At 55.2% G+C, this 20,002-nt stretch carries 23 protein-coding genes; 3 read left to right on the plus strand and 20 right to left on the minus strand.

Annotated elements, in window-relative coordinates:
- Positions 1 to 251 precede the first annotated feature (251 nt).
- Positions 252 to 1,124, minus strand: coding sequence for a nucleotidyltransferase-like protein (locus G5B47_RS22235; RefSeq protein ID WP_165103003.1), 873 nt, complete (start codon positions 1,122 to 1,124; stop codon positions 252 to 254).
- A gap of 139 nt (positions 1,125 to 1,263) precedes the next feature.
- On the opposite strand from G5B47_RS22235, the gene G5B47_RS22240 reads away from it, so the two are divergent.
- The gene (locus G5B47_RS22240; RefSeq protein WP_165103006.1) at positions 1,264 to 1,629 is read left to right on the plus strand and encodes a DUF2614 family zinc ribbon-containing protein; all 366 of its coding nucleotides are present in this window, start codon (positions 1,264 to 1,266) and stop codon (positions 1,627 to 1,629) included.
- 121 nt (positions 1,630 to 1,750) lie between these two features.
- Here G5B47_RS22240 and G5B47_RS22245 read toward each other — a convergent pair whose 3' ends face one another.
- From G5B47_RS22245 to G5B47_RS22330, 18 genes are all read right to left on the minus strand, one after another.
- Positions 1,751 to 3,463, minus strand: coding sequence for a glycosyl hydrolase family 18 protein (locus G5B47_RS22245; RefSeq protein ID WP_165103008.1), 1,713 nt, complete (start codon positions 3,461 to 3,463; stop codon positions 1,751 to 1,753).
- A gap of 182 nt (positions 3,464 to 3,645) precedes the next feature.
- A complete protein-coding gene (perR, locus tag G5B47_RS22250) occupies positions 3,646 to 4,077 on the minus strand; it encodes a peroxide-responsive transcriptional repressor PerR (RefSeq protein ID WP_025336480.1) in 432 nt (143 codons plus the stop codon).
- A gap of 131 nt (positions 4,078 to 4,208) precedes the next feature.
- Positions 4,209 to 6,134, minus strand: a complete 1,926-nt coding sequence (locus tag G5B47_RS22255) for a DUF4097 family beta strand repeat-containing protein (protein ID WP_235957304.1) — start codon at positions 6,132 to 6,134, stop codon at positions 4,209 to 4,211.
- 36 nt (positions 6,135 to 6,170) lie between these two features.
- Positions 6,171 to 6,641, minus strand: a complete 471-nt coding sequence (locus G5B47_RS22260; protein WP_165103011.1) for a GNAT family N-acetyltransferase — start codon at positions 6,639 to 6,641, stop codon at positions 6,171 to 6,173.
- 84 nt (positions 6,642 to 6,725) lie between these two features.
- Positions 6,726 to 8,165: an Asp-tRNA(Asn)/Glu-tRNA(Gln) amidotransferase subunit GatB gene (gatB, locus tag G5B47_RS22265; protein WP_165103014.1), complete on the minus strand. Its 1,440-nt coding sequence runs from the start codon at positions 8,163 to 8,165 to the stop codon at positions 6,726 to 6,728.
- Between the two features lie 29 nt (positions 8,166 to 8,194).
- On the minus strand, positions 8,195 to 9,652 hold the full coding sequence (gene gatA, locus G5B47_RS22270) for an Asp-tRNA(Asn)/Glu-tRNA(Gln) amidotransferase subunit GatA (protein WP_165103017.1): 1,458 nt from the start codon (positions 9,650 to 9,652) through the stop codon (positions 8,195 to 8,197).
- Between the two features lie 25 nt (positions 9,653 to 9,677).
- Positions 9,678 to 9,965, minus strand: coding sequence for an Asp-tRNA(Asn)/Glu-tRNA(Gln) amidotransferase subunit GatC (gene gatC / locus G5B47_RS22275; protein ID WP_165103020.1), 288 nt, complete (start codon positions 9,963 to 9,965; stop codon positions 9,678 to 9,680).
- Between the two features lie 243 nt (positions 9,966 to 10,208).
- The gene (locus G5B47_RS22280) at positions 10,209 to 10,592 is read right to left on the minus strand and encodes an ATPase (RefSeq protein ID WP_165103023.1); all 384 of its coding nucleotides are present in this window, start codon (positions 10,590 to 10,592) and stop codon (positions 10,209 to 10,211) included.
- Positions 10,593 to 10,744: 152 nt separating this feature from the next.
- Complete coding sequence (locus G5B47_RS22285) at positions 10,745 to 11,527, minus strand: ABC transporter permease subunit (protein ID WP_165103026.1); 783 nt, start codon at positions 11,525 to 11,527, stop codon at positions 10,745 to 10,747.
- Complete coding sequence (locus tag G5B47_RS22290) at positions 11,524 to 12,444, minus strand: ABC transporter ATP-binding protein (protein WP_328804628.1); 921 nt, start codon at positions 12,442 to 12,444, stop codon at positions 11,524 to 11,526. Before G5B47_RS22290 ends, G5B47_RS22285 begins: the two co-directional genes overlap by 4 nt.
- Complete coding sequence (locus G5B47_RS22295) at positions 12,444 to 12,632, minus strand: PLD nuclease N-terminal domain-containing protein (RefSeq protein WP_165103032.1); 189 nt, start codon at positions 12,630 to 12,632, stop codon at positions 12,444 to 12,446. The genes G5B47_RS22290 and G5B47_RS22295 overlap by 1 nt, the downstream gene beginning before the upstream one ends.
- The gene (locus G5B47_RS22300) at positions 12,629 to 12,850 is read right to left on the minus strand and encodes a hypothetical protein (protein ID WP_165103035.1); all 222 of its coding nucleotides are present in this window, start codon (positions 12,848 to 12,850) and stop codon (positions 12,629 to 12,631) included. Before G5B47_RS22300 ends, G5B47_RS22295 begins: the two co-directional genes overlap by 4 nt.
- Positions 12,847 to 13,185: a YxlC family protein gene (locus tag G5B47_RS22305; RefSeq protein ID WP_165103038.1), complete on the minus strand. Its 339-nt coding sequence runs from the start codon at positions 13,183 to 13,185 to the stop codon at positions 12,847 to 12,849. Before G5B47_RS22305 ends, G5B47_RS22300 begins: the two co-directional genes overlap by 4 nt.
- Positions 13,178 to 13,708: an RNA polymerase sigma factor SigY gene (sigY, locus tag G5B47_RS22310; protein ID WP_165103041.1), complete on the minus strand. Its 531-nt coding sequence runs from the start codon at positions 13,706 to 13,708 to the stop codon at positions 13,178 to 13,180. The genes G5B47_RS22305 and sigY overlap by 8 nt, the downstream gene beginning before the upstream one ends.
- 85 nt (positions 13,709 to 13,793) lie before the next feature.
- Positions 13,794 to 13,973 carry a hypothetical protein gene (locus tag G5B47_RS22315; protein ID WP_165103044.1) on the minus strand — a complete coding sequence of 60 codons (180 nt, stop codon included), beginning with the start codon at positions 13,971 to 13,973 and terminating at the stop codon, positions 13,794 to 13,796.
- Between the two features lie 315 nt (positions 13,974 to 14,288).
- Positions 14,289 to 14,915 carry an MBL fold metallo-hydrolase gene (locus G5B47_RS22320; protein ID WP_165103047.1) on the minus strand — a complete coding sequence of 209 codons (627 nt, stop codon included), beginning with the start codon at positions 14,913 to 14,915 and terminating at the stop codon, positions 14,289 to 14,291.
- Positions 14,916 to 14,918: 3 nt separating this feature from the next.
- Positions 14,919 to 15,485: a thioredoxin family protein gene (locus G5B47_RS22325; RefSeq protein WP_165103050.1), complete on the minus strand. Its 567-nt coding sequence runs from the start codon at positions 15,483 to 15,485 to the stop codon at positions 14,919 to 14,921.
- A complete protein-coding gene (locus tag G5B47_RS22330; protein ID WP_165103053.1) occupies positions 15,482 to 16,099 on the minus strand; it encodes a DedA family protein in 618 nt (205 codons plus the stop codon). Before G5B47_RS22330 ends, G5B47_RS22325 begins: the two co-directional genes overlap by 4 nt.
- 232 nt (positions 16,100 to 16,331) lie before the next feature.
- Here G5B47_RS22330 and G5B47_RS22335 point away from each other — a divergent pair, with 232 nt between their 5' ends.
- Positions 16,332 to 16,610, plus strand: coding sequence for an autorepressor SdpR family transcription factor (locus G5B47_RS22335; RefSeq protein WP_165103056.1), 279 nt, complete (start codon positions 16,332 to 16,334; stop codon positions 16,608 to 16,610).
- 19 nt (positions 16,611 to 16,629) lie between these two features.
- Entirely contained in the window at positions 16,630 to 17,283 is a 654-nt protein-coding gene (locus tag G5B47_RS22340) for an SdpI family protein (RefSeq protein WP_165103059.1), read from the plus strand.
- Here the strand turns inward: G5B47_RS22340 and G5B47_RS22345 are convergent.
- The gene (locus tag G5B47_RS22345) at positions 17,262 to 19,862 is read right to left on the minus strand and encodes an O-antigen ligase family protein (RefSeq protein WP_165103062.1); all 2,601 of its coding nucleotides are present in this window, start codon (positions 19,860 to 19,862) and stop codon (positions 17,262 to 17,264) included. The genes G5B47_RS22340 and G5B47_RS22345 overlap by 22 nt on opposite strands.
- Positions 19,863 to 20,002: the final 140 nt, after the last annotated feature.

Consider the following 20,002-nt stretch of genomic DNA (forward strand, 5'->3'; position numbering starts at 1 on the left):
ATCAAAGTCTCTTTCAGTTCGTCGCCGCGTCTCTTGCAGCGACCTTTATAATATATCACGTCTTCTCCGTTTTAGTCAACCTTTTTTTCAAAATCCATTATCTGGTTCTTATTAAAAGGTTTCCGCTCCAGAGGGACGAGTTATAATTTATCACATAAATGAGCGGGCAGTCAACCATAAATAAATAAAAAAAAGAGAGCGCCGAGCCTCTCCAATTCAAAATCCTTCATATTTAACATAAGGTCAATATATTATAATGTATATCGTATCGGATACCTGCCGCCCGCATCGGCCCACGACGCCATTTCTCTTACCAATGAGCGGGATGTGAGCTTGCGAAGGACCAAAGGCAGTTCCGCTTCCACATCTTTGAGTCCCGGAAGGGCGAGAAGCTCCTCTATGCTGCACGGCTCTTTGCGGTCTCTCAACAGATCAAGAAGCCATTTGCAGCAATCCCCCATTTTGGACATAAGAGAGAACTCACAAGCAAGCTGAACAAGCTCAATTCTTTGTTCCATCGTTTCGCCGCTGATCGTCAATTCATCGTACAGCTTGTATACCGAGTTGTTGAGATTCTTCACCTGCTCCCATACCGCCGGCATCGGATAATGGCCAGCCTCACTGACCTCCAGCCGAGCCCAATGATACAGGGCAACCAGGATACAATTGTACGAATCCATGTAGCAGCCTGCCTGCAAGTAACGTTTGGATTTCACATGCATATGCAGAAACCGGGCAAATTCCACGAACAGTACCCGTTCTCTGAGCGGCTGCTCAAAGCGAATCACTTCTTCGCGGAGCCTCTCCAGGATTCCTTTTGGATCCCAAATGATTTCACCCTCCAGGAGGCAGGTAACCCGCTCATTATTGTCTCCTGTGATGATCGAACGCTCCAGCATCGAACGCCCGACGCGGAGAGTCTGAGTCCGAAATTCGCCTGCAACCATATGATCAATCAGCCGGTTTTCTGCCCCGTTCTCATGAAGAATCAATATGACTTTATCGAAGTCGTGAAGCAGAGCACTCTGAAAAAGAGCATTTCCTTGGGACCCCAAAACAATCGCTCCCAGAGCATTCACGTCAAAAATATCTCCATTTAATAATGTCAGATTGGATAATTCCATATCGTCCTCCATCAAATTTGGCGATTTTGCGTCAATTCAGTTATAATTCTTTTATCTTAGAATCTTAATCTATTAATTCTACATATTGATGTCAGTTCCTTCTGGACGACCGAACTATATTTAGTGGGAGAAAATACTCATGATGTTTAAATCCGCCAAGATTAACGCTTTTCGCACCTGGGGTCTGCTGCTGACGATGCTCGGTATGGGGCTTATGATTCTGGGGACAGCGGGCATTGTGTTCTGGGGTCAGGCAGGTAAAATTGTCGCCGGAATCGGTCTTGTAATCGGCCTGGTTTCGATGGTCGCCAGTCTTGCGATTTATTTTTGGGCAGGTATGCTCTCCACAAGCGCCGTTCAAGTGGAATGTCCAGAGTGCGGCAAACGGACCAAAATGCTCGGCAAAACAGACCGCTGCATGTTCTGCCATACGATTCTTACCCTGGACCCTGAGCAGGCGACCATTACCTCTGAGCAGCTTAAAGACGGGAAGGCTAAACGGTAATCGGAGTTCCGGGCGCAGCAAAAAAGGATGTCGGCACAGGCAACCGGCAGAAAAAAAAGAGGCTCTCCTTGGAGAGACCTCTTTTTTTAATGGAAGATTATATAAATGCCGTTCAGCCGTATTATTGATGTATTCCGTGCAGAGTATTCCAAGCGGCATCATCCGCAAAGCTTCGGTTCCAGGAGGCAATTCCCCCCAGCTTCAAAGACTTGGCCAGTTCCACTCTCGATTTAAGCGAAACCTTGTCCTCAATCCATATTTTGCGGAGAGCTCCGTTTTCCTTATATTCCACATAGTTTTGGCCTGTATCTTTGGAGAGAACGGGCTTAAGCTTCTTGGAACGAATGATTTCGGCAACGGCCTCCATTCCGACCGCCTTGGAGCTTACTTTGGTCTTCCCTTCAACCTTCTGTTCAGTCCAAATACGCGTATACAGGGGAACTCCCAAAACCAGCTTGCGTGCCGGCACCGAGTCCTCTTCGAGAATCCGCTCAACGGCGTTCTGTGACCAGGAAAGGGATGCCACCGAACCGGCTTCAGGGCTGGATGCCCAATGCTCGTCATAGGCCATAACGATAATAAAATCGGCCAACTCCCCCAACGCGCGCCGGTCGAGAAAGAGCGACCACATTTCGCTGTTTGACTTCGGGGTAACGTCAATGGAAAGAACGAGATTTTTGGCTTGGGCCATCGGCTTCAGCTCGCGGATAAATTGTGTGACACTGCCGCCGTCCTTGGTATATACATTTTCAAAGTCGATATTGATGCCGTCGAGATTGTAAAGGTCGCAGTATTCCAGCAGCTGTACGATCGTCCTCATCCGTTTGTCATATGTGGATAGCGCCTGTGTGGTCAAGTCAGGATCGAAGCTGTTGCTCAGCAGTCCCCAGACTTCCATTCCCCGGCCGTGAGCCCATGACACATAAGCCTGATCCGCCTGGCTTCGTACATTGCCCTCGCCGTCCACAATTTTAAACCAGGTGGGGCTTACGACATTTACGCCGGTCAGCTTGCCGATGGAAGCGGGATTAGGATTGCGGTTATACACGGCTTCCCAGGTAAGATTTACGGCTTTACCATCCCAGCGGCGTTCCGCCCGGGTTGGAGCGGAGGGCTTCTTTTTCACCGTTTTGGTTCCGGTCTCGGCTATCTCTGATGCCTTTACATAACCTGCATATCCGGCGTCCATTTGAGCGTACAGCCATCCTTCCTGACGTCCCCAGATTCGTAGTTTAGTTCCTGCCTTCATTTTGGCCAGGGCGGGCGCATGAATCGTCGGCTTGGTCCGCAGCGCGGCTTTTTTGTCCTGTACTTGTCCCAGCTGTACCGTTTCTCCGGCTGTCATAATCAGAACCGCACCTGTATCGGCATTCTCCTGCACATCAAGACCGTATAAGCTTTTGAGCGTCTCGGCCGGCAAATAGGTTATCCCGCCGCGCTCTTCGGGAGCCAGCCGAAGCTGAATCGGCTTATTGTTTAGACTGGCTGACTTCTTCTCCGCCTGCATATATAAAAGCTCGCTGTCCGTCGTAAGAATGACCGACTTCGTCCCGGCTTCATACCGAATGGAAGAGTCGACGTTTTTTTGCAAAAGCGGAAGCGGCAGCAGCAGGCTCTCCCCTGAACCGGAAGCGGAATAGCCGGTATACTTGCCCTTGACAAAAATCGGCTTGTCCTTCCCTTTCCACTCCGGGTCTACCTGAAGGGGATTGGGAAGCACGTAAAAAATGACCGCATATGCCGCTGCCGCAATAATAAGCAGGCCCGAGAGCCTGCGAAGAAGCCCGGCTCGTCTGCCGGGGCGTCCGCGTCTATATTTCTGTCTTTTGTTCAAAATACATCCTCCATACCCTGCTGAATTTAAAGTTAGAGAAATGCTGCTACAAAAAAGAAAACGTGAGGCATCCGCGTTAGATTCGGACTCCGCACGTTGTCATTGCTTTTCAGGCAAAGCGTCCACTGCCCTTAAAGGAGCGGCGGAGTCTTGCATCACTCTGTGTATTACCGTTTCAGTTATCAATGCTGTTTGTTCGAGCAGCATCCGCAAATGCCGTACAGCTCCATGCGCAATCCGTTTACTTTGAAACCGGTAGCCTTCTCCGCCTCAAGTTCAACCTCATGCAGTGAAGGATAACTGAAATCCTCGATTTTGCCGCACTCCTGGCATATGATGTGGTAATGGTCGGATACATTGGCATCGAAGCGGCTGGAGTTGTCGCCGTATGTCAGCTCGCGGACCATTCCCGCTTCCATAAACATCTTGAGATTATTGTACACGGTGGCAACGCTCATGCTTGGAAACTTCGGTTCCAGCGCACGATAAATCTCATCAGCGGTAGGATGATTCATTGCTTCCATCAAGTAGGTTAAAATCGCATGACGCTGTGGTGTAATACGGACCCCCGTTGTCTTCAGTTGTTCCAATGCGTGCTGTACACCGCTTCCCATTCCTGTCACCGCCTTCACATCTAAGTCATGAGTAAATAAACGTTATTGTATTTATTGTAAGACCGGTTCTTCAATATTGTCAACGCGATCAGTTAATTATACTGATTATTATTTGATAAAAATTAGTTTATTCAATTTTTCCTCACATTTAGGTTGCTGTTTCCCTCGACGTTCACCTTGAACTCGCCTGTGCCAACTTTGCCGGAGACTGTTTTTTTATCGATATCCAGTTCGGTGAAGTCCGTAACGATATCTCCGTAGCCGCTGGAACCTTTAATGGAATAATTCCCTTCCGCCGGCAAAAATAAATGGATATCGCCAGCGGCGCTGTAAATATCCCAGTCCCCTTGGACATAAGGAGAGCGGATATCGATGATTCCGTTAAGAGACTGCGCGTTCAAAGCCGATCTTGCTTCATTCACTTCGACATTGCCGTTCTTGGTAGAGACGTCGATATCGGCCCCGCTGCGCTGGGCGCGGATATTGCCGACAGCCGTTGAGAGCTTCAGCCTTCCCGCAACATCCCAAGCCTGCATATCGCCGCCGCTCGTGGACAGGTCGACATCTCCCTGGATTTCTCTGACCCTCACTTCCCCATTGTGGGTCTTCCCTACGATATTACCGAAAACCTTGTGCAAAATAATCGGTCCGTTGCCGGTTTCAAGATGGATGTCTTGGATCGCTTCCGTATTTTGCAGCGTGATGCCGCCGTTCATGGTCGTGATGTCCAGATTGAAACGGCGGCTGTCCGGAACGGCGATATCCAAATCCATGCGCGGCTGGCGCTTACCCGATTCACCGTAGGCCTTGCCCTTGGTCGAAAGCTTGATAGCAGCTCCTTCGGTAACTTCAATGAACGACTGGTCCGAAACGGCTTCCGCTCTTGCTCCGTCCAGTTGGTCGACCCATACGGTGGCGGTCACTTCAATATCATCAATGGGACTGCGGTGTACGACAATGTCTCCGTTAATGGCGTCAACGGTCAGCTTGGCAGACTGCAGCTCCACCGGCACCGTTACAACGGGCTTCTGAAACTTGCTGCCCTTGGCCTCACCGTAATCGACGGCGGCCGCCGTTAAATTGAGACTGACCTTGTTCCACAGATGAAGATAATGCTCCTGCTCCGAGACAATAAACACGCTGGCGCCAAGCACAATCGCAAGCAGAAGGCCGCGGAGATCCAGACGGAATCTCGGACCGGTCCCCGCTCTTCGGGGCCGCCGGGCCAACATGCAGCCCAGCAAATATTCCACGCCCCAAATCACGGGAACGGCCGGCCACCATTTCAGCAGCAGCAGCATATCGTCGGTTCCCTTCAGCCAATCCCGAAACAGGATAACGCCGACTCCAGCCAGCAGGAAAGAGGCGGTAAAACGGCCTACCCGTCGTTCTCTCCGGTCTCCTTGCCTTGACATGAACTTAATGCCCATTTCCCTTGCCGCAAAAGCCACTCCGCCGGCGATCAAGAGTATGCCCATGGCCGCGCCCGCATGATGCTCAATAAAGTACCGAAGCCATGGCGGCCTTTGCCGAAAAAGGAACAGCAGGATTCCGCCGACCAGCAGGAGCAGGCCGAATGAAATATCCGGTTCGCTGATCGAACGCCGGCGCCGCGCCTGAACGGATTGTGTATAGAACTCCGGGGGCACGGCCATTTTCCGGAGACGAACGATCCGGTCCGCTGACTGGAGGGCATCGTAAACATTATAGAAATAGACAACGGGAATAAACAGGGCCAGCAAAATCAAAAGCGGCACATTGATCTGCATGCCGATGGAAGAGAAATACAGCAATGCCGCAATGTCCAGGGCAATCACAAACAGTAAGGATATCCCTTTCCGGAGAAGGCCCAAATAGAAATGACCGGCCCCGGGAATTACAGCCGACAGCAGGCCGGCTATGAATTTGCGCTTGGCTGGCTGCCGCTTTGTCCGGGGAGGAATGACTTCCGCTCCGCCGCTCTCTTCCTCCAGCCCAGACCGCTTGCCGCCCCGTTCCGTTATAGGTAAAGGCTCCCGTTCATTCATCGACAACGCTGTACGCGAATCATTTTTCATCTGGACCGTCTCTCCTTCCCCGTGTAATTGCCGGAATCAACGTTTACCGCTCCGGTTAAATTCGATCAGTTCGACGCCGGGAGCCACTTCCGCGGAAGAAACGGGAACAAAGCCATGCTTGGTGTATAAAGAAACGGCTGGCGTATTCTTTTTGCCCGTAGACACGATAAAACGCTCCTTATCCGGGTAAAGAGCGAATACATGCTCGAGCAGCCGCCCGGCAATTCCTTGGCGGAAATGATCCGGACTCACCATCATCCGTGTAATCGTCAGGCTCTCGGGGTGTTCTTCTTCCGTGGCCACGGCACCGGACAATTCGCCGTCTTCACTGACGCAGCCGTAAAAATCCTCGCCGCAGCTTCTTAACGTATCCCTTGTCTCCAGCAGAGGAGGTATGGAATGAAACCCGATCAACTCCGCCTCCAGGCGATAGGCCTTATGCTGAAGGCTCCACAGACTTCCCAGGGTATCTTCGTCCTGCAGGTCCAGTTTCACGATTTTGGTCATACCGGGTATCTCCTTATATATTGCCGAAGGCCTGCCGCTGCCGACAAGCCTTCAGTATTCATTACCCACTTATTGCATTTTATGTTAGCTGTTCAATACTTCTGTCAGAAGCTTGTTGACAAGCCCCGGATTGGCCTTGCCTTTGCTTTCTTTCATGACTTGTCCGACCAGGAAGCCGATTGCTTTCTGTTTGCCGGCCTTATAGTCCTCGACCGATTGCGGGTTGGCCGCAACGACCGCTTCCACGATCCCCTTGATCGCTCCTTCGTCGCTGATCTGCACAAGCCCCTTCTCTTCCACAATCTTCGCCGGAAGCTTTCCGGATTCAATCATCTCTTTGAACACCGTTTTGGCAATTTTGCTGCTGATGGTGCCCTTCTCGATCAATCCGATCATTTCGCCAAGCCCCTGCGGTGTGATCTTCACCTCAGACAGCTCCAGATTATTTCCGTTCAGATAGGCGAGCAGATCGCCCATAATCCAGTTGGCGACGGCTTTGGCATCGCTGGTGAAATTCAAGCTTCCCTCAAAGAAATCGGCAATTGGCTTGGATGCGGTGAGTACCCCTGCGTCGTATGCGGGCAGACCGTATTCTTCACTATAGCGGACCCGCCGCGCATCCGGAAGCTCGGGAATGGAAGAACGGATGGCTTCCTTCCAAGCATCATCAATATGCAGCACAATCAGGTCCGGATCGGGAAAATACCGGTAGTCATGGGCTTCTTCCTTGCCCCGCATGGAAAAAGTCTTGCCCTGGGCGTCATCCCAGCGGCGGGTCTCCTGCACGACTTCGCCGCCTCCATCGAGAATATCCGCTTGGCGGAACTCCTCATACTCCAGACCGCGCTGCACGCCGCGGAAGGAGTTCATGTTCTTCAGCTCGGCGCGGATGCCGAATTCCTTCTGGCCCACAGGCCGCAGGCTGATGTTCGCATCGCAGCGCATGGAGCCTTCTTCCATCTTGACGTCGGATACGTCGCAGTACTGTATAATCGCCCGCATCTTCTCCAGATAAGCGCGGGCTTCTTCAGGGGAGCGCAAATCCGGCTCGGAGACGATTTCAATCAGCGGAGTTCCTCCCCGGTTAAAGTCGACGAGCGTGCCGAATCCGCCATCTACATGCGTAAGCTTGCTGGCATCCTCTTCCAGATGGAGCCGGGTAATACCAATTCGCTTCGTTTCGCCGTTCACTTCGATATCGATCCATCCGTTCAGGCCGATCGGCTGGTCAAACTGCGAAATCTGGTAAGCCTTCGGCAAGTCGGGATAGAAATAGTTCTTGCGGTCAAACTTGCTGACATCGCTGATCGTGCAGTTCAGCGCCATTGCGGCTTTTATCGCATAGTTTACCGCCTGGCGGTTCAGCACGGGCAACACGCCGGGATGTCCCAGGCAGACGGGACAGGTTTGCGTATTGGGCGGCGCGCCGAACTCCGTGGAGCAGCCGCAGAAAATTTTGGACTTGGTATGAAGCTCGACGTGAACCTCCAGTCCAATAACTGTTTCATACTTGGATGATGACATGATTATCTCTTTCCCTCCTTATGGACCGTTTACAGCTGCGGACGCTGCTTGTGATGATCGGTATGCTGTTCATAGGCGTGCGCGACGCGCAGCACTGTGCTCTCATCGAATTCTTTGCCGATAATCTGCAGCCCCACAGGCAGTCCTTCGGCAAAACCGCAAGGAATGCTGACCGCCGGAATGCCGGCAAGATTGACCGGAATGGTCAAAATATCGTTCAAGTACATCGTAAGCGGGTCCTCCGTCTGGGAACCGAGCTTGAACGCCGTTGTAGGCGCAGTCGGTCCGATGACCACATCGTACTTCTTAAAGACTTCGTCAAAATCCTGCTTGATCAACGTACGCACTTTTTGCGCCTTCAAATAATAGGCATCGTAATAGCCTGAGCTTAACGCATACGTTCCAAGCATAATCCGGCGCTTGACTTCCGGTCCGAAACCGCGGCTGCGCGAATTATGATACAAATCGACCAGCCCGCCTCCATCGTCGACACGCACGCCGTAGCGGACGCCGTCGAAGCGGGCCAGATTGGAGGAAGCCTCCGAGGAAGCAAGCAGATAATACGCCGCTACCGCATATTCGGTATGCGGCAGAGAAACCTCTTCCCAGACGGCGCCGAGGTCTTCCAGCACCTTCAGCGCGGCCAGCACCGTCTCGCGGACGGAGGCATCGACCCCTTCGCCGAGGTATTCCTTCGGCACGGCAATGCGAAGGCCTTTGATGTCGCCGGTAAGGGCGCTCAAATAGTCGGGAATGTCGACCTTGGCGGACGTGGAGTCCTGGGCGTCATAGCCGGCTATCGCCTGCAGCACATAGGCGGAGTCCTCAACAGTCCGCGTCAGCGGTCCGATCTGGTCAAGCGAGGACGCAAACGCTACAAGGCCGTAGCGGGAAACGAGGCCGTAGGTCGGCTTCAGGCCGACAACGCCGCAGTACGAAGCGGGCTGGCGGATCGATCCGCCGGTGTCGGAGCCGAGCGCAAAGAACACCTCGCCCGCAGCCACCGCCGCCGCAGAGCCGCCGCTGGAACCGCCCGGAACGCGTTCCAGATCCCAAGGATTGCGGACCGCCCCGTAAGCGGAGTTCTCGTTCGAGCCGCCCATGGCGAACTCGTCCATATTGAGCTTGCCGATCGTCACGGCGTCCGCCTGGCGCAGCTTAGTAGCAACGGTCGCGTCGTAAATCGGTTGATAATTGTCCAGGAAACGGCTGGCGCAGGTCGTGCGCAGCCCTTTGGTCACAATGTTGTCCTTGATGCCCGCAGGCAGCCCGAACAGCAAGCCTCTGGCCGCTCCGGTGGCCAGCTTGTCGTCCAGCCCTCGGGCCGCCGCCCTGGCGCCTTCTTCATCAAGCGTCAGGAAAGCGTGCACATCGCCATCCACCCGCGCGATGGCCGACAGCGATTCCTCGGTCAGCTCACTGGCCGAGATTTGGACGGCATGCAGCATATTATGTAATTCGGATAACCGATATTGAAACAGGCTCAAAATGTCATCTCCCTACCTATTCAGATTATTCTAGGACTGCCGGTACTTTGAACTGTCCGTCCTCTTCCTCCGGCGCGTTCAGCAGTGCATCTTCTATGGAAAGGCTCTCCTTCACAACATCCTCGCGCATGACATTGCTGACATGCAGCACATGTGTCGTCGGTTGGACGCCTTCCGTATCCAGTCCGCTCAATTTCTCCGCATATTGTAAAATGGCGTTCATCTGCTCCGTTAACATAGCCTCTTCTTCCGGGCTTAGATGCAGGCGGGCCAGCCGGGCCACATGCTGCACATCCTTGACGGTAATGCTCATACTTACGTATCCCTCCTGTTTAAAGGGCTAAAGCGCCCGGATAACGTTACTTATTATATTGTAGATACGTAGACAATTCAATGCGGATATGCTCCACAGCATGCAGGGAATATGCACCTTGCGAAGTGTTAGAAAACAAGAAAAGCACCTCCGGGTGCTTTTGTAAAAAGCTGCTGAATCCCTCTTAAGCCGAGTTCTCCCCTTGCAGCGATTTTGAAAAAAACCGGCTTGCGCCGGTTTTTCTTAAATCCAGGCCCGGAGATTCACCTGCTTGATGAATTCCGCCTGGGACATGTTTTCCTTGGAACTAGTCTCTATATCTTCCGCCTGCTCGGCCTCACCGTTCATCAATTGGTAAAACAGCTTCTCGTTGTGCGTGGACAAAGCATAATCGACCAATGCCTCTCGCGTAGTTCTCTCCGCTTCCTCGGTCAGCAGATCCGCTTCCGTCTCAACGTCATCCGCCGTGACATAGAAGTTCCGGTTCGCCTGAGGGATGCGAATGACATAATCAAACGCATTATCAGGATTGCGGTCGTAAGCGATCACGTATCCGTAATCCCCGATAGGAAGGCTCTGCTCGAAAGCGTCCGCGACAATGACAACCTTTTCTCCTAAACGCAGCATCGCCCTACCTCCTGAGCCAATATCTTTCTTGTTGTGCTTTTTCACAGTCTACTAAAAAAAGATAGACCTGTCTACAGGAAGAAACGGCGCAATTTTGAAAATAAACGCAAAAACATGAAATTGAAAAAAAGTTGTTACATTTTCAGCAAGGACTAAAAGCGCGGCAGTTTATGGCGTCCAAATAATACCGAGGCGCCCAAAAAGCAAAGAACAATCAGCGCAATTCCCGACAGTACCGGAAAAGTCCAATCGGCAGGCGAGACGGACTGCTGCGTGAGCGCCTGAGCGGACAGCTGCGGCAGCGCGGCGGGCGACCAGTTCAGCTGCCGGGGCAGCAAAGAGTGCAGCAGCACCAGAGCCGCTGCGGCCGCGAGCGACAGAAAGGCCGCCGCCGGGGCCCGAAGGCAGGCGCTGAACAGGAGCGTAAGCGAGACGGCGCACATCAGCCATAACCCGTACAGCGCCGATGCTGCCAGAACCCCGCTCCAAGGCAGGCTGCCGATTAACCGGACGGTATAGTAGCCTGCACATGCGGCGCCGAGCCCCAGCGACAGCGCGAGCAGCGACAGCTGCGCCAGCCACTTGGCGGAAGCGGCCGCAAATGGAGTCAGCGGCCTCGCCAGCACCAGTTCCGCGGCCCCTCCCTCCCGTTCGCCCGCAAAGCTGTTCATTGCAGAGAGGGCGAGCACGAGCAGGCCTACCGTTCCGTACTGCCCGATCGAATTGGCCATGACCTCCCCTGCCCCCGGCATCTTGTATAACTCCAGCATTCCGGCGGGTACATCGCCCGACATTCGCAAAATCTCAGGCATATAATAGGCCGATATCGGCTGCATCATCCCGAGGATGATAAACACGACCGGTATCCATAGCAGCTTATAGCTGCGAACCGCCTCCAGCATTTCTTTCCGGTAAAAAATCAAAGCGTTTCTCATTCTCCCACCGCCTCCATAAATACATCTTCCAGAGACAGGGAACCCGCTTCGAAGCGGGCCAACGGAATTCCGCGTTCGGATGCTTCCCGGAGAATCGCGGACCTGGCCGCCTCCATATCCTTGACCTTCAGAAGTACTGAGCCTTCTCCTTCCACGCGGCTCTCAAGGATATACGAGCGGTTGTTCAGCGTTTCCAGCCACTGCAAGGCTTCCTCCCGCTGCTCCACGCGCAGGGCGATAACCGGACGGTTGTACTTGGCCCGCAGCGAAGACAATGTTCCCTGCTCGGCGATGTCCCCGTGGTTCATCAGAATAATGTCGTCACAGACCTCTTCGGCATCATGCAGGACATGCGTGGAAAAAAGAACGCTGGTCTCCCTGCCGATTTCCCGCAGGAGTTCCATGATCTCGCGGCGGCCGATCGGATCAAGCGCCGATACCGGCTCATCCAGCAGCAGGAGCCGCGGGGCGTGGACAAGCGCCTGAGCAAGCCCCAGGCGCTGTTTCATGCCGCCGGAGTAACCGCCGATCCGCCGCTTGGCAGCTTCCGCAAGTCCCATCTGCTCAAGAATGGCGGCAGCGCGGCCCACAGCCTCTTTCCTGCCCATGCCGCTAATTCTTGAGGCAAAGATCAGGTACTCTTCCCCGGTCATCCAGTTGTAAAAAGCCGGTGATTGAGGGAGATACCCAATCTGCCTCCGGTAATCCTGCCCAATCGGCTTGCCGCCGAATAAAATCGTGCCCCGGCCGGGATTTAACAGGCCGGCAAGCATGCGCAGCGTCGTCGTCTTGCCGGCGCCGTTCGGACCGAGCAGGGCAACGCAGCGCCCCTGCTCCATGCTGAAGCTGATTCCATTTACGGAAGTCCGGCCCTGAAAAGCCTTGTAAAGCTCCGAAACTTCTAGCAGCGGCGGCATCATTCTTTCCTCCCTATCGTAAAATAGGCAAGGCTGCCGAGCAGATTCCCAAGCAGGATAATGATTGCCCACATCCACTTCGGACCGCGCACACTTTGCGCTTTGACCAGGGAAACCAGCCCAATGACGGCCAGCAGCCCCTGCAGCGCAATGAGAGGCCATAACAATGATAAATCGATGGACTTCATACCTTGTTCTCCTTCCGTCTCCGGCGGTGTTCGGGAAATATAACAAACATTAGGTAGAGAACCGTAGGCAGCGGGAACGTTGTCATTCCCCACAGCCCCCAGAACCAGTGCCACCTTCCCCGGGCGCGGGCGTCGCGGAATAACAGCGCGCCTTGGGTCATCAGCAGTACCGCAAGTAAAGCCCAGGCCCATAGCGGCAGACTATGTTGTTCTTTCATCTCCGCTCACCGCGCCCTTTCCGTCCGGAACGTATCGCCGCCGCGATGATTCCGGCGACAGGAACAAGCCCCTGAATCGTCCAATACACCGGCGGCGCCGAAGTAATCGCGAGCAGAGAGAACCCAAGTATAACTAAGGAGACCAGCCAGAACAGCAGCCATTCCCTCAGTACCCGGCGGCGATGCCTTTCGGATGCGGCAATCAGCCGGGCTTGCAGCACGCCGAGCGAAGGCGGCGCTGCTTTATTGTCGTAAGCCCGGTCCAGCCGATCCAGACCCGCGATAAGCTCCGTTACCGCCATTTCCGCTGAGTCGGGCCTTCCCTCGTTAGTCATCCTCAATCATCTCCTCTCTCAGCTGCCGTAGACCGTACGCCGCGCGCGACTTCGCCGTCCCCTCGGGGATGCCGAGAATGCGGCCGATCTCCGCATAGCTGTAGCCGTAATAATGCTTGAGCAGCAGGGCGATCCGCTGGGGCGAAGGGACCCGGGACAAGGAGTCCAGCACATCGCTCCACTCTTCGCCCTGGGTTTCAAACTGCCAGCGGATGGACCGAATGCCCTGCTCGCGCCGAATCCATTCTCTCTCACGGCTGCGCCGCCTCATCCTGTCGATATACAGCCGGGTAGCAATCGTAATCATCCAGGAGGAGAACGAGGACGAACCGTTGTAGGAAGCCATCTTCTCCATGCATCTGACAATCGTATCCTGAGTGATGTCTTCTGCCACCTGAGGGTCCATTGTCGCCTTCAGCAAATATTTGTACAGAAAGGAATAGTGATTCTGAAACAGCTGCGCCAGCGCAAAACGGTCACCATGCTGCGCCTGGCGGATCAATCCAAGTTCCTCGTCGCTCATCGGTTCTCCCGCCGTTATTTTTATTCATATGTAATACGTTTGGCCCGAAAAGATCGTTCAAAGGCATGCGAAAAAAATTTACAGTTCATCTCTCCTGTGCTCCCACAGCCTGCGTCTCCACGGCTGTTTCGCTCCCCTTCCCTTCGGGAAACTCCAGAATAAAGGAACGGCCCTCGGAGGCGAAGCCGATTCGTTCTTGAGCATCTCTTGAGGTAAGCGCTCCGCGGCGCCGTAATATCGGGCAGCATCCTCCCGGATATGGCATCGTCCAATTATCTCCGCCTCTTCATCCCGGGAGCCAACCCGTTGGCGGTCCGGCCCATTCTTCTCTCCGGCAGCTTCGATTCGATTATCATGGTACCCAGAGTCCAAAAGATAGCGCATCCTGCTCTTCAACAAAAGCTCCTCCGTTCACCCTTTATCCCCCATTCAAGACAAAAAAAAGAACGCAAACCGGGATGATTCCACAGTCTGCGTGCTTCGCAAGGTAAATGTTACATTCAATTAACATCATTGTAGCAAGTTTGTAGTCTTTTGTCCAGCCTGTTTCTCGCTTTTTGTCGATTGCCGACGCAATCCGTCAAGATACATAAGGATTGTTCGCACGCTCAAAGCCGATTCTCGTCTTCGGACCGTGACCCGGGTGCACAGTCACATCGTCGTCCAGCTTGAACAGCTTGTTCTGAATGGAATCCAGCAGATCGCGCTCTTTTCCGCCAGGCAGATCCGTCCGTCCAACGCTCAACCGGAACAGCACATCGCCGGCGAACAAGTCGTTTCCGCACAAAAAGCTTACACTTCCCGGAGAATGCCCCGGCGTGTGGAAGACGCGGAACGTATTCCCTATCAGCTCAAGGGTCTGGCCCTCGTCCAGATCGAACTCGGCGGGGTCCGTCGTCATCGGAGGCGATACGTTCGGCCATAGAAGCGAGCCGTTCAGCTTGGCGCTTGTCAGCCAATCGCTCTCCAGGGCATGGAGGTAAACAGGGCAATTCTTCAGCTTGCGAATCTCGTCGACGCCGCCGATATGGTCAAAATGAGCATGCGTCAACAGAATCGCTTCGATTTCGATGTCCTGAATGGACCGCACCAGCGGGGCCGGGTTCATGCCCGGGTCAATTATAATGCCTTTGGCGGGGTCCGCTCCCGTCAGCAAATAGGCGTTGGTCTGCAAAGGACCGAGATTAAAACTTCGAATGTTCAGCATGGCTTAAAATCCGGAAATCAGTTCGCGCAGTTCCTTCGCGATCACGGCCTGATATTCCGTTCCCTCCCCGTAAGCCTGGCCCATCGCCTTGCGGACCTCCGCGATTTTGGCCTCATAGTCCGGAGCCTCGCGGTCCGGATTCTCTCTCTTGAAATCATTCATCAGCGACTGCACATGCTGCGGCCGCGGACCCCAGTGTCCAAGCACATGTCCGCCCGTATCCGCAATAATGACGATCGGCACCGCACGTCCGCCCATGGTCAGATAATCGTCCATCACATCCTGATTTTCCTCAAGAATGAGCACTTCCGTCCGGATGCCAGCAGTCTCCAGGATGTGGAATACGGCAGGCACATTGCGAACAACATCGCCACACCAGTCGGCGGCCAGGATAAGCGAGCGCAGATCGTCGCGGTGGTTAAGGCTTTCAAAAAACTCCCGGTCGCTCTCGTCCTGCCAGGAGAAAGCCTCATACCAGGATTCAAACGCCTGCTGGTTCTTGGTCATGCCCTCCACAAATTGACGGGGCGTCAGTCCCTGTCCGAATTTGGAAGCGAGATTTCGCTTCATGCCGCATTACCTCTTTTCTTTTTGGATTGAAGCCACTTGAACAGAAAATAAACCACGATCAGCGCGATCGCGCCGATGATGATCTCATGCGTATACGCGGCGGCTGTTTCATCAATATTCTCCCAATTTTCACCCAGAGTCATGCCGAGATAAACAAACAAAACGCTCCATGGAATAACGGCCAGCGTCGTCAGCACAATAAACCGCCAGATCGGCATACGCGAAATCCCCGCCGGAACGGAAATGGCGTGACGTACGACCGGAATAAACCGGGCCGTAAAAATAACGCCGGTGCCGTACTTCTCAAACCAGGCTTCCGCGTGGTCGATGTGGTGCTTTTTGATTAAAATGTATTTGCCGTACCGCTCCAGCACCGGCCTGCCGCCGTAACGGCCAATCCAATACACGAAAATCTGGGCTACTACCCCGCCAATCGTACCGAAGAGAACGGCCCCGAAAAAATTAATTTCTCCCAAATGAACCAGATAACCACCGTAGGCCAGGACGATCTCGCTCGGTATGACTTCAATCATAAGCCCAATCATAATGCCGATGTATCCCAAACTCTGAATCCATTCAAACAGCTGCGAGACCACATCTGAAATGACGTGCAACTTTTGTTCCTCCTCCCGTTTTTACGAATGCCGTCAGTACGCCCTATGTACAACCCTGGACCCTTGCCCGCATTCTTGTCTATGCAGTAGGTTTCTATTAGACATTCTAGCATAGGGAAGCTTGCAACTTCTAGTTAGGCCGGGAACGGAACTTCGATCATTGACAAAGCGGGTAGTCCTCAACTATTATACATTTAAACAATTATCTAAATATCGAAAGGTCGCCGATAACATGAATGAATCCTTCAAAGCGCTGGCCGACCCTACCCGCCGGCAAATCATCCGTCTGCTGCGCGACAAAGACCGGACCGCAGGGGAAATCGCGGAATTTTTCAACATGTCCAAACCGAGCATTTCCCATCATCTGAACGCGCTTAAAACTGCGGGACTCGTGCAGGACGAGAGGCAGGGCCAGTTTATCCGCTACACGCTGAATACCACCGTTCTGGATGAGGTGCTGAGCTGGCTGCTGGAGCTGACGGACGGCGCCCGGGACAAAAAAGGGAAGTAACCAAATCGGAGGGGTAACAATGGAAAATTTCAAATGGAAATGGCAGGACACTTTGGCCGTTGCGGTGGGTCTGCTTACGGTCGGCTTCGCGCTGGTCAACTATCACCGGCTGCCCGCGCAGCTTCCGGCGCATATCGGTGCATCGGGAGAGTTCGATGAATTTTGGAAAAAGAGTTCGGTTATTCTGCTGTTTGGCGGGCTTGGGGTGCTGCTGCCGGTATTGATGCAAATTACGCGTTCCCTTGATCCGAAAAAAGAGCGCTACACCAAATTCGAGAATGCCCATGCAATGATCCGCCTGGCTGTATCCCTGATCTTTGACTCCGTGCTGGCGGTTTCCGTCTTATACGGGCTTGGCATATCCCTGCAAGGCTCCAGAGTCGCCATTATTGTGCTCGGAGCGGCGCTGCTCGTCATCGGCAATTATATGCCGCAGGTTAAGGACAATTACTTCCTCGGCGTGAAGACGCCCTGGACGCTGGCCAGTCCGGAAGTGTGGCGCAGGACCCATCGTCTCGCAGGTGCGCTCTGGGCTGTGGCGGGCATCGTTATCATTATCAGCGCATTTCTTCCGGGAAAATGGTTCACCTATACCATGATCTCCGCGCTGTTGATTGCCGTCGTGATCCCGTGTATATACTCGTGGGCGGATTACCGCCGACTAAAGGCATAGGCGTCAGACCCACTGTGTTCCTCCTTCAGCCCTGAGGCTTCCCGCTTCAGGGCTTCCTTTCGTTCGTAAAGGGCGCGGGCCCCGGCTGTAAAATGGAAATTCCGGTCATTATGCCCGGCGTCTCCCGCTGTTTCACCCGCAAGCCAAACATACTGCTCCAGCAGTTCTTCTCCCATTTCCGCGCAGCGCAGCGCTTCTTTCGCGTCTCCCTCAGCCAGATAACGCTCACCCTTCGCCAACATTAAGCTTGCAGCTTCCGTTCGTTTAAGGGAATTAAACACATCCAGCCGCAGTCCCCGGTTCAGCCAATACAAGGCTTCTTCCGGAGTCCCTTTCTCCGCGACGGCTACGGCCTTGGCCCAGGTTAATGCAGGGTTTATCGGCGAATAGCGCAGGCCTGCCGCTAATATCTCCTCCCTCGACTCCGGCTCAACAAAAGCAGACAGGGCCAAGGCGCTCTTCGGAGACAACGGGCTCCAGGCGAGCGACCGTTCCAGCAGTGAAACCACCTCCGGCGTATGGCGCGCCGATACCGCCGCGCGGTACAGCGCTTCGCCCCGGTATGCGCGGAAAGAGAGGAGACAAAGCGCAAGCAGCAGGACGCAGATTCCGGTGGCCGCCAGCTTTCGGACAAGCATGTACAGGTTATGGCGGCCCGGTAAATATTTCATTGGCAAAGGCTTTGGGGTTAAAGATTTACCTCGTAAATGATTCGCAGGCTTAGGGTTCGCGGTTGAAGGCGTTGTGGACCGGCGACCGGCATGGAGAAGCTTTGCGGGGTACAGCTTTGCCGGAAAAACCGCTGCCGACCGAGTTAATGCGGATGGACGCCGGCCGGAAAGACCGTAGGCGGTGACAGCTTCAGCCCGGGCCAGCGCGGGCAGCCAGAACAGCAGCAGCCCAAACAGGCTGTAGCTCCAGTCGAAATCAACGGCGCCATGCAGGACGATAACCAGAAACGGAGACAAGAGCCGCCGGGAATGGGCGCTGATCAGCCAGCCCGCCGCCGCAAGACTGACGGCGGCGGCCGCCGTCCCGATGACTCCGGTGTTCAGGAGGAGATCGAGGTATCCGCTGTGCACCTGGCTGCCCACATAGGGGCGGGACTGGACAGCGAGCCAGGCGCTGCGCCAGGTCTCCCCGCCCCTGCCCAGCCAGGGCGCCTCCGCCGCGAACCGCACAGCGTCGCGGTACATCAGCTCGCGCGCGGCGACCGTCGAGGACGGTCCCGTTCCCCGCGCGCGCACGAGCGCAAGGACGGCGGCTCCGCACGCCGTCCAGCCCAGCGCCGCCAGCATGAGCGCGGCGGCGCGCCCCCGGCCGGCCGCATGCTGCGCGCGGCGGCCCAGCCACAGGCCGGCGGCCAGCGCGCCGGCCCAGAGCCCGGCCAGCAGCGGCAGGCCGGGCCAGGGAGCCGCGGGCAGGGCGGCCAGCCCGCGGCAGAGCAGCGCCGCCGCCGCAAGGGGGGCGGCGCCGGCGGCCAGCAGCGGCAGGGCGAGCCGCCGCTGCAGGGGCAGGGCGGCGGCCGCAGCGCAGGCCGCCGCCAGCCACGCGCCGCGCGACTCGCTGAGGAGCAGCGCGGCGGCGTACGGGAACAGCGGCGCCAGGCGAAGCAGCTCGCCGCGAAGTGGCCTTGCGGCCGGGGTGCCGCGGCCAACAGGCGCCAGATGGGTCGGCAGCGTCTCTCCGCCCCGCCCGCTGAAGCCCGGGCGGCCACTACTGGTCCGACCCGAAGGGAGGCCTTCCCCGTCCCGTGCCTTCCGGGCAAGCCCCCCGCCTCTCCGGCTAGAAAGCGCAGCGCCTCCGGCTTCGTTCTTCCGTCCGAGCGGCTCACTGGCAGAGCTCTGGGCAGCCGCGAACAGGCGCTCCAGCAAAAATACCGCCATCGCCGCGCCGAAGGCGTTCGGATACTGCAGCAGCCCGCCAAGCCTTGCGCCCGAGGCGCTGACTTCGGGCGAAGCGCTGTATAATACCGCGTACGGGATCGGCAGCGCCCCGAAGAAGGCCAGTAGTCCGCTCCAGCATAACACCATGCCCGCCGCATGCCATGCCGCCCAGAGGAGACGGCCTGCGCTGACACTGGATGCGGCCGTCCATACCAGGATAGCGAAGCTGGCGCTGCCGCTCCAGCGCAGCAGCTCGTTCATCGTGCCCTGCGCGGATAAAGGGCCTCTGATCCAGGCGGCCGCGTACAGAATGATCATCGCGGCGGGGCCGCCCAGCATTGCAGCCGTGGCCCAAAGCTCTTTCCTTGTCCGCCCGCTTCCTCGTTCCTTTGAGGGACTGCCCGGAATGTTCGGCTCCGCCCGCCGCAACCCGCCGGTATGCCGGAATCCACTCCGCCGCGTATCTCCCCCATAAAGCAGGCTGGCCGCGGCGGCTCCGCACAGCAAGAACCATATGGTTAGAACAGGATACCCATCCCCGGAGAAAAACAGTCCCCGCTTCAGACAGGCGGCTGCAACAAGCCCAGCCACCATCACCGCGCAAAGGTCTCTCAACTCTAACTTCACAGCGCGCCCATTGTACCCGCCGCTTTTTCGCATCGCCCTGTCTCCCAAATGATTAATTAGCATCATTCTTGCCGGTTTTTCCTGGAGGGAAACCTTTTGATCCGGTGCAGGCCCTACGCCAGAAAATAAACAGGAAAAACTCCATCTTATTCAAGGGGAAAACCTATATTTCAGAGATAAACGGGAATTCCTCCCTTTTATTTGGA

It is taken from the genome of Paenibacillus apii (assembly GCF_011043685.1).
GTDB classification, from domain to species: domain Bacteria; phylum Bacillota; class Bacilli; order Paenibacillales; family Paenibacillaceae; genus Paenibacillus_AQ; species Paenibacillus_AQ sabinae.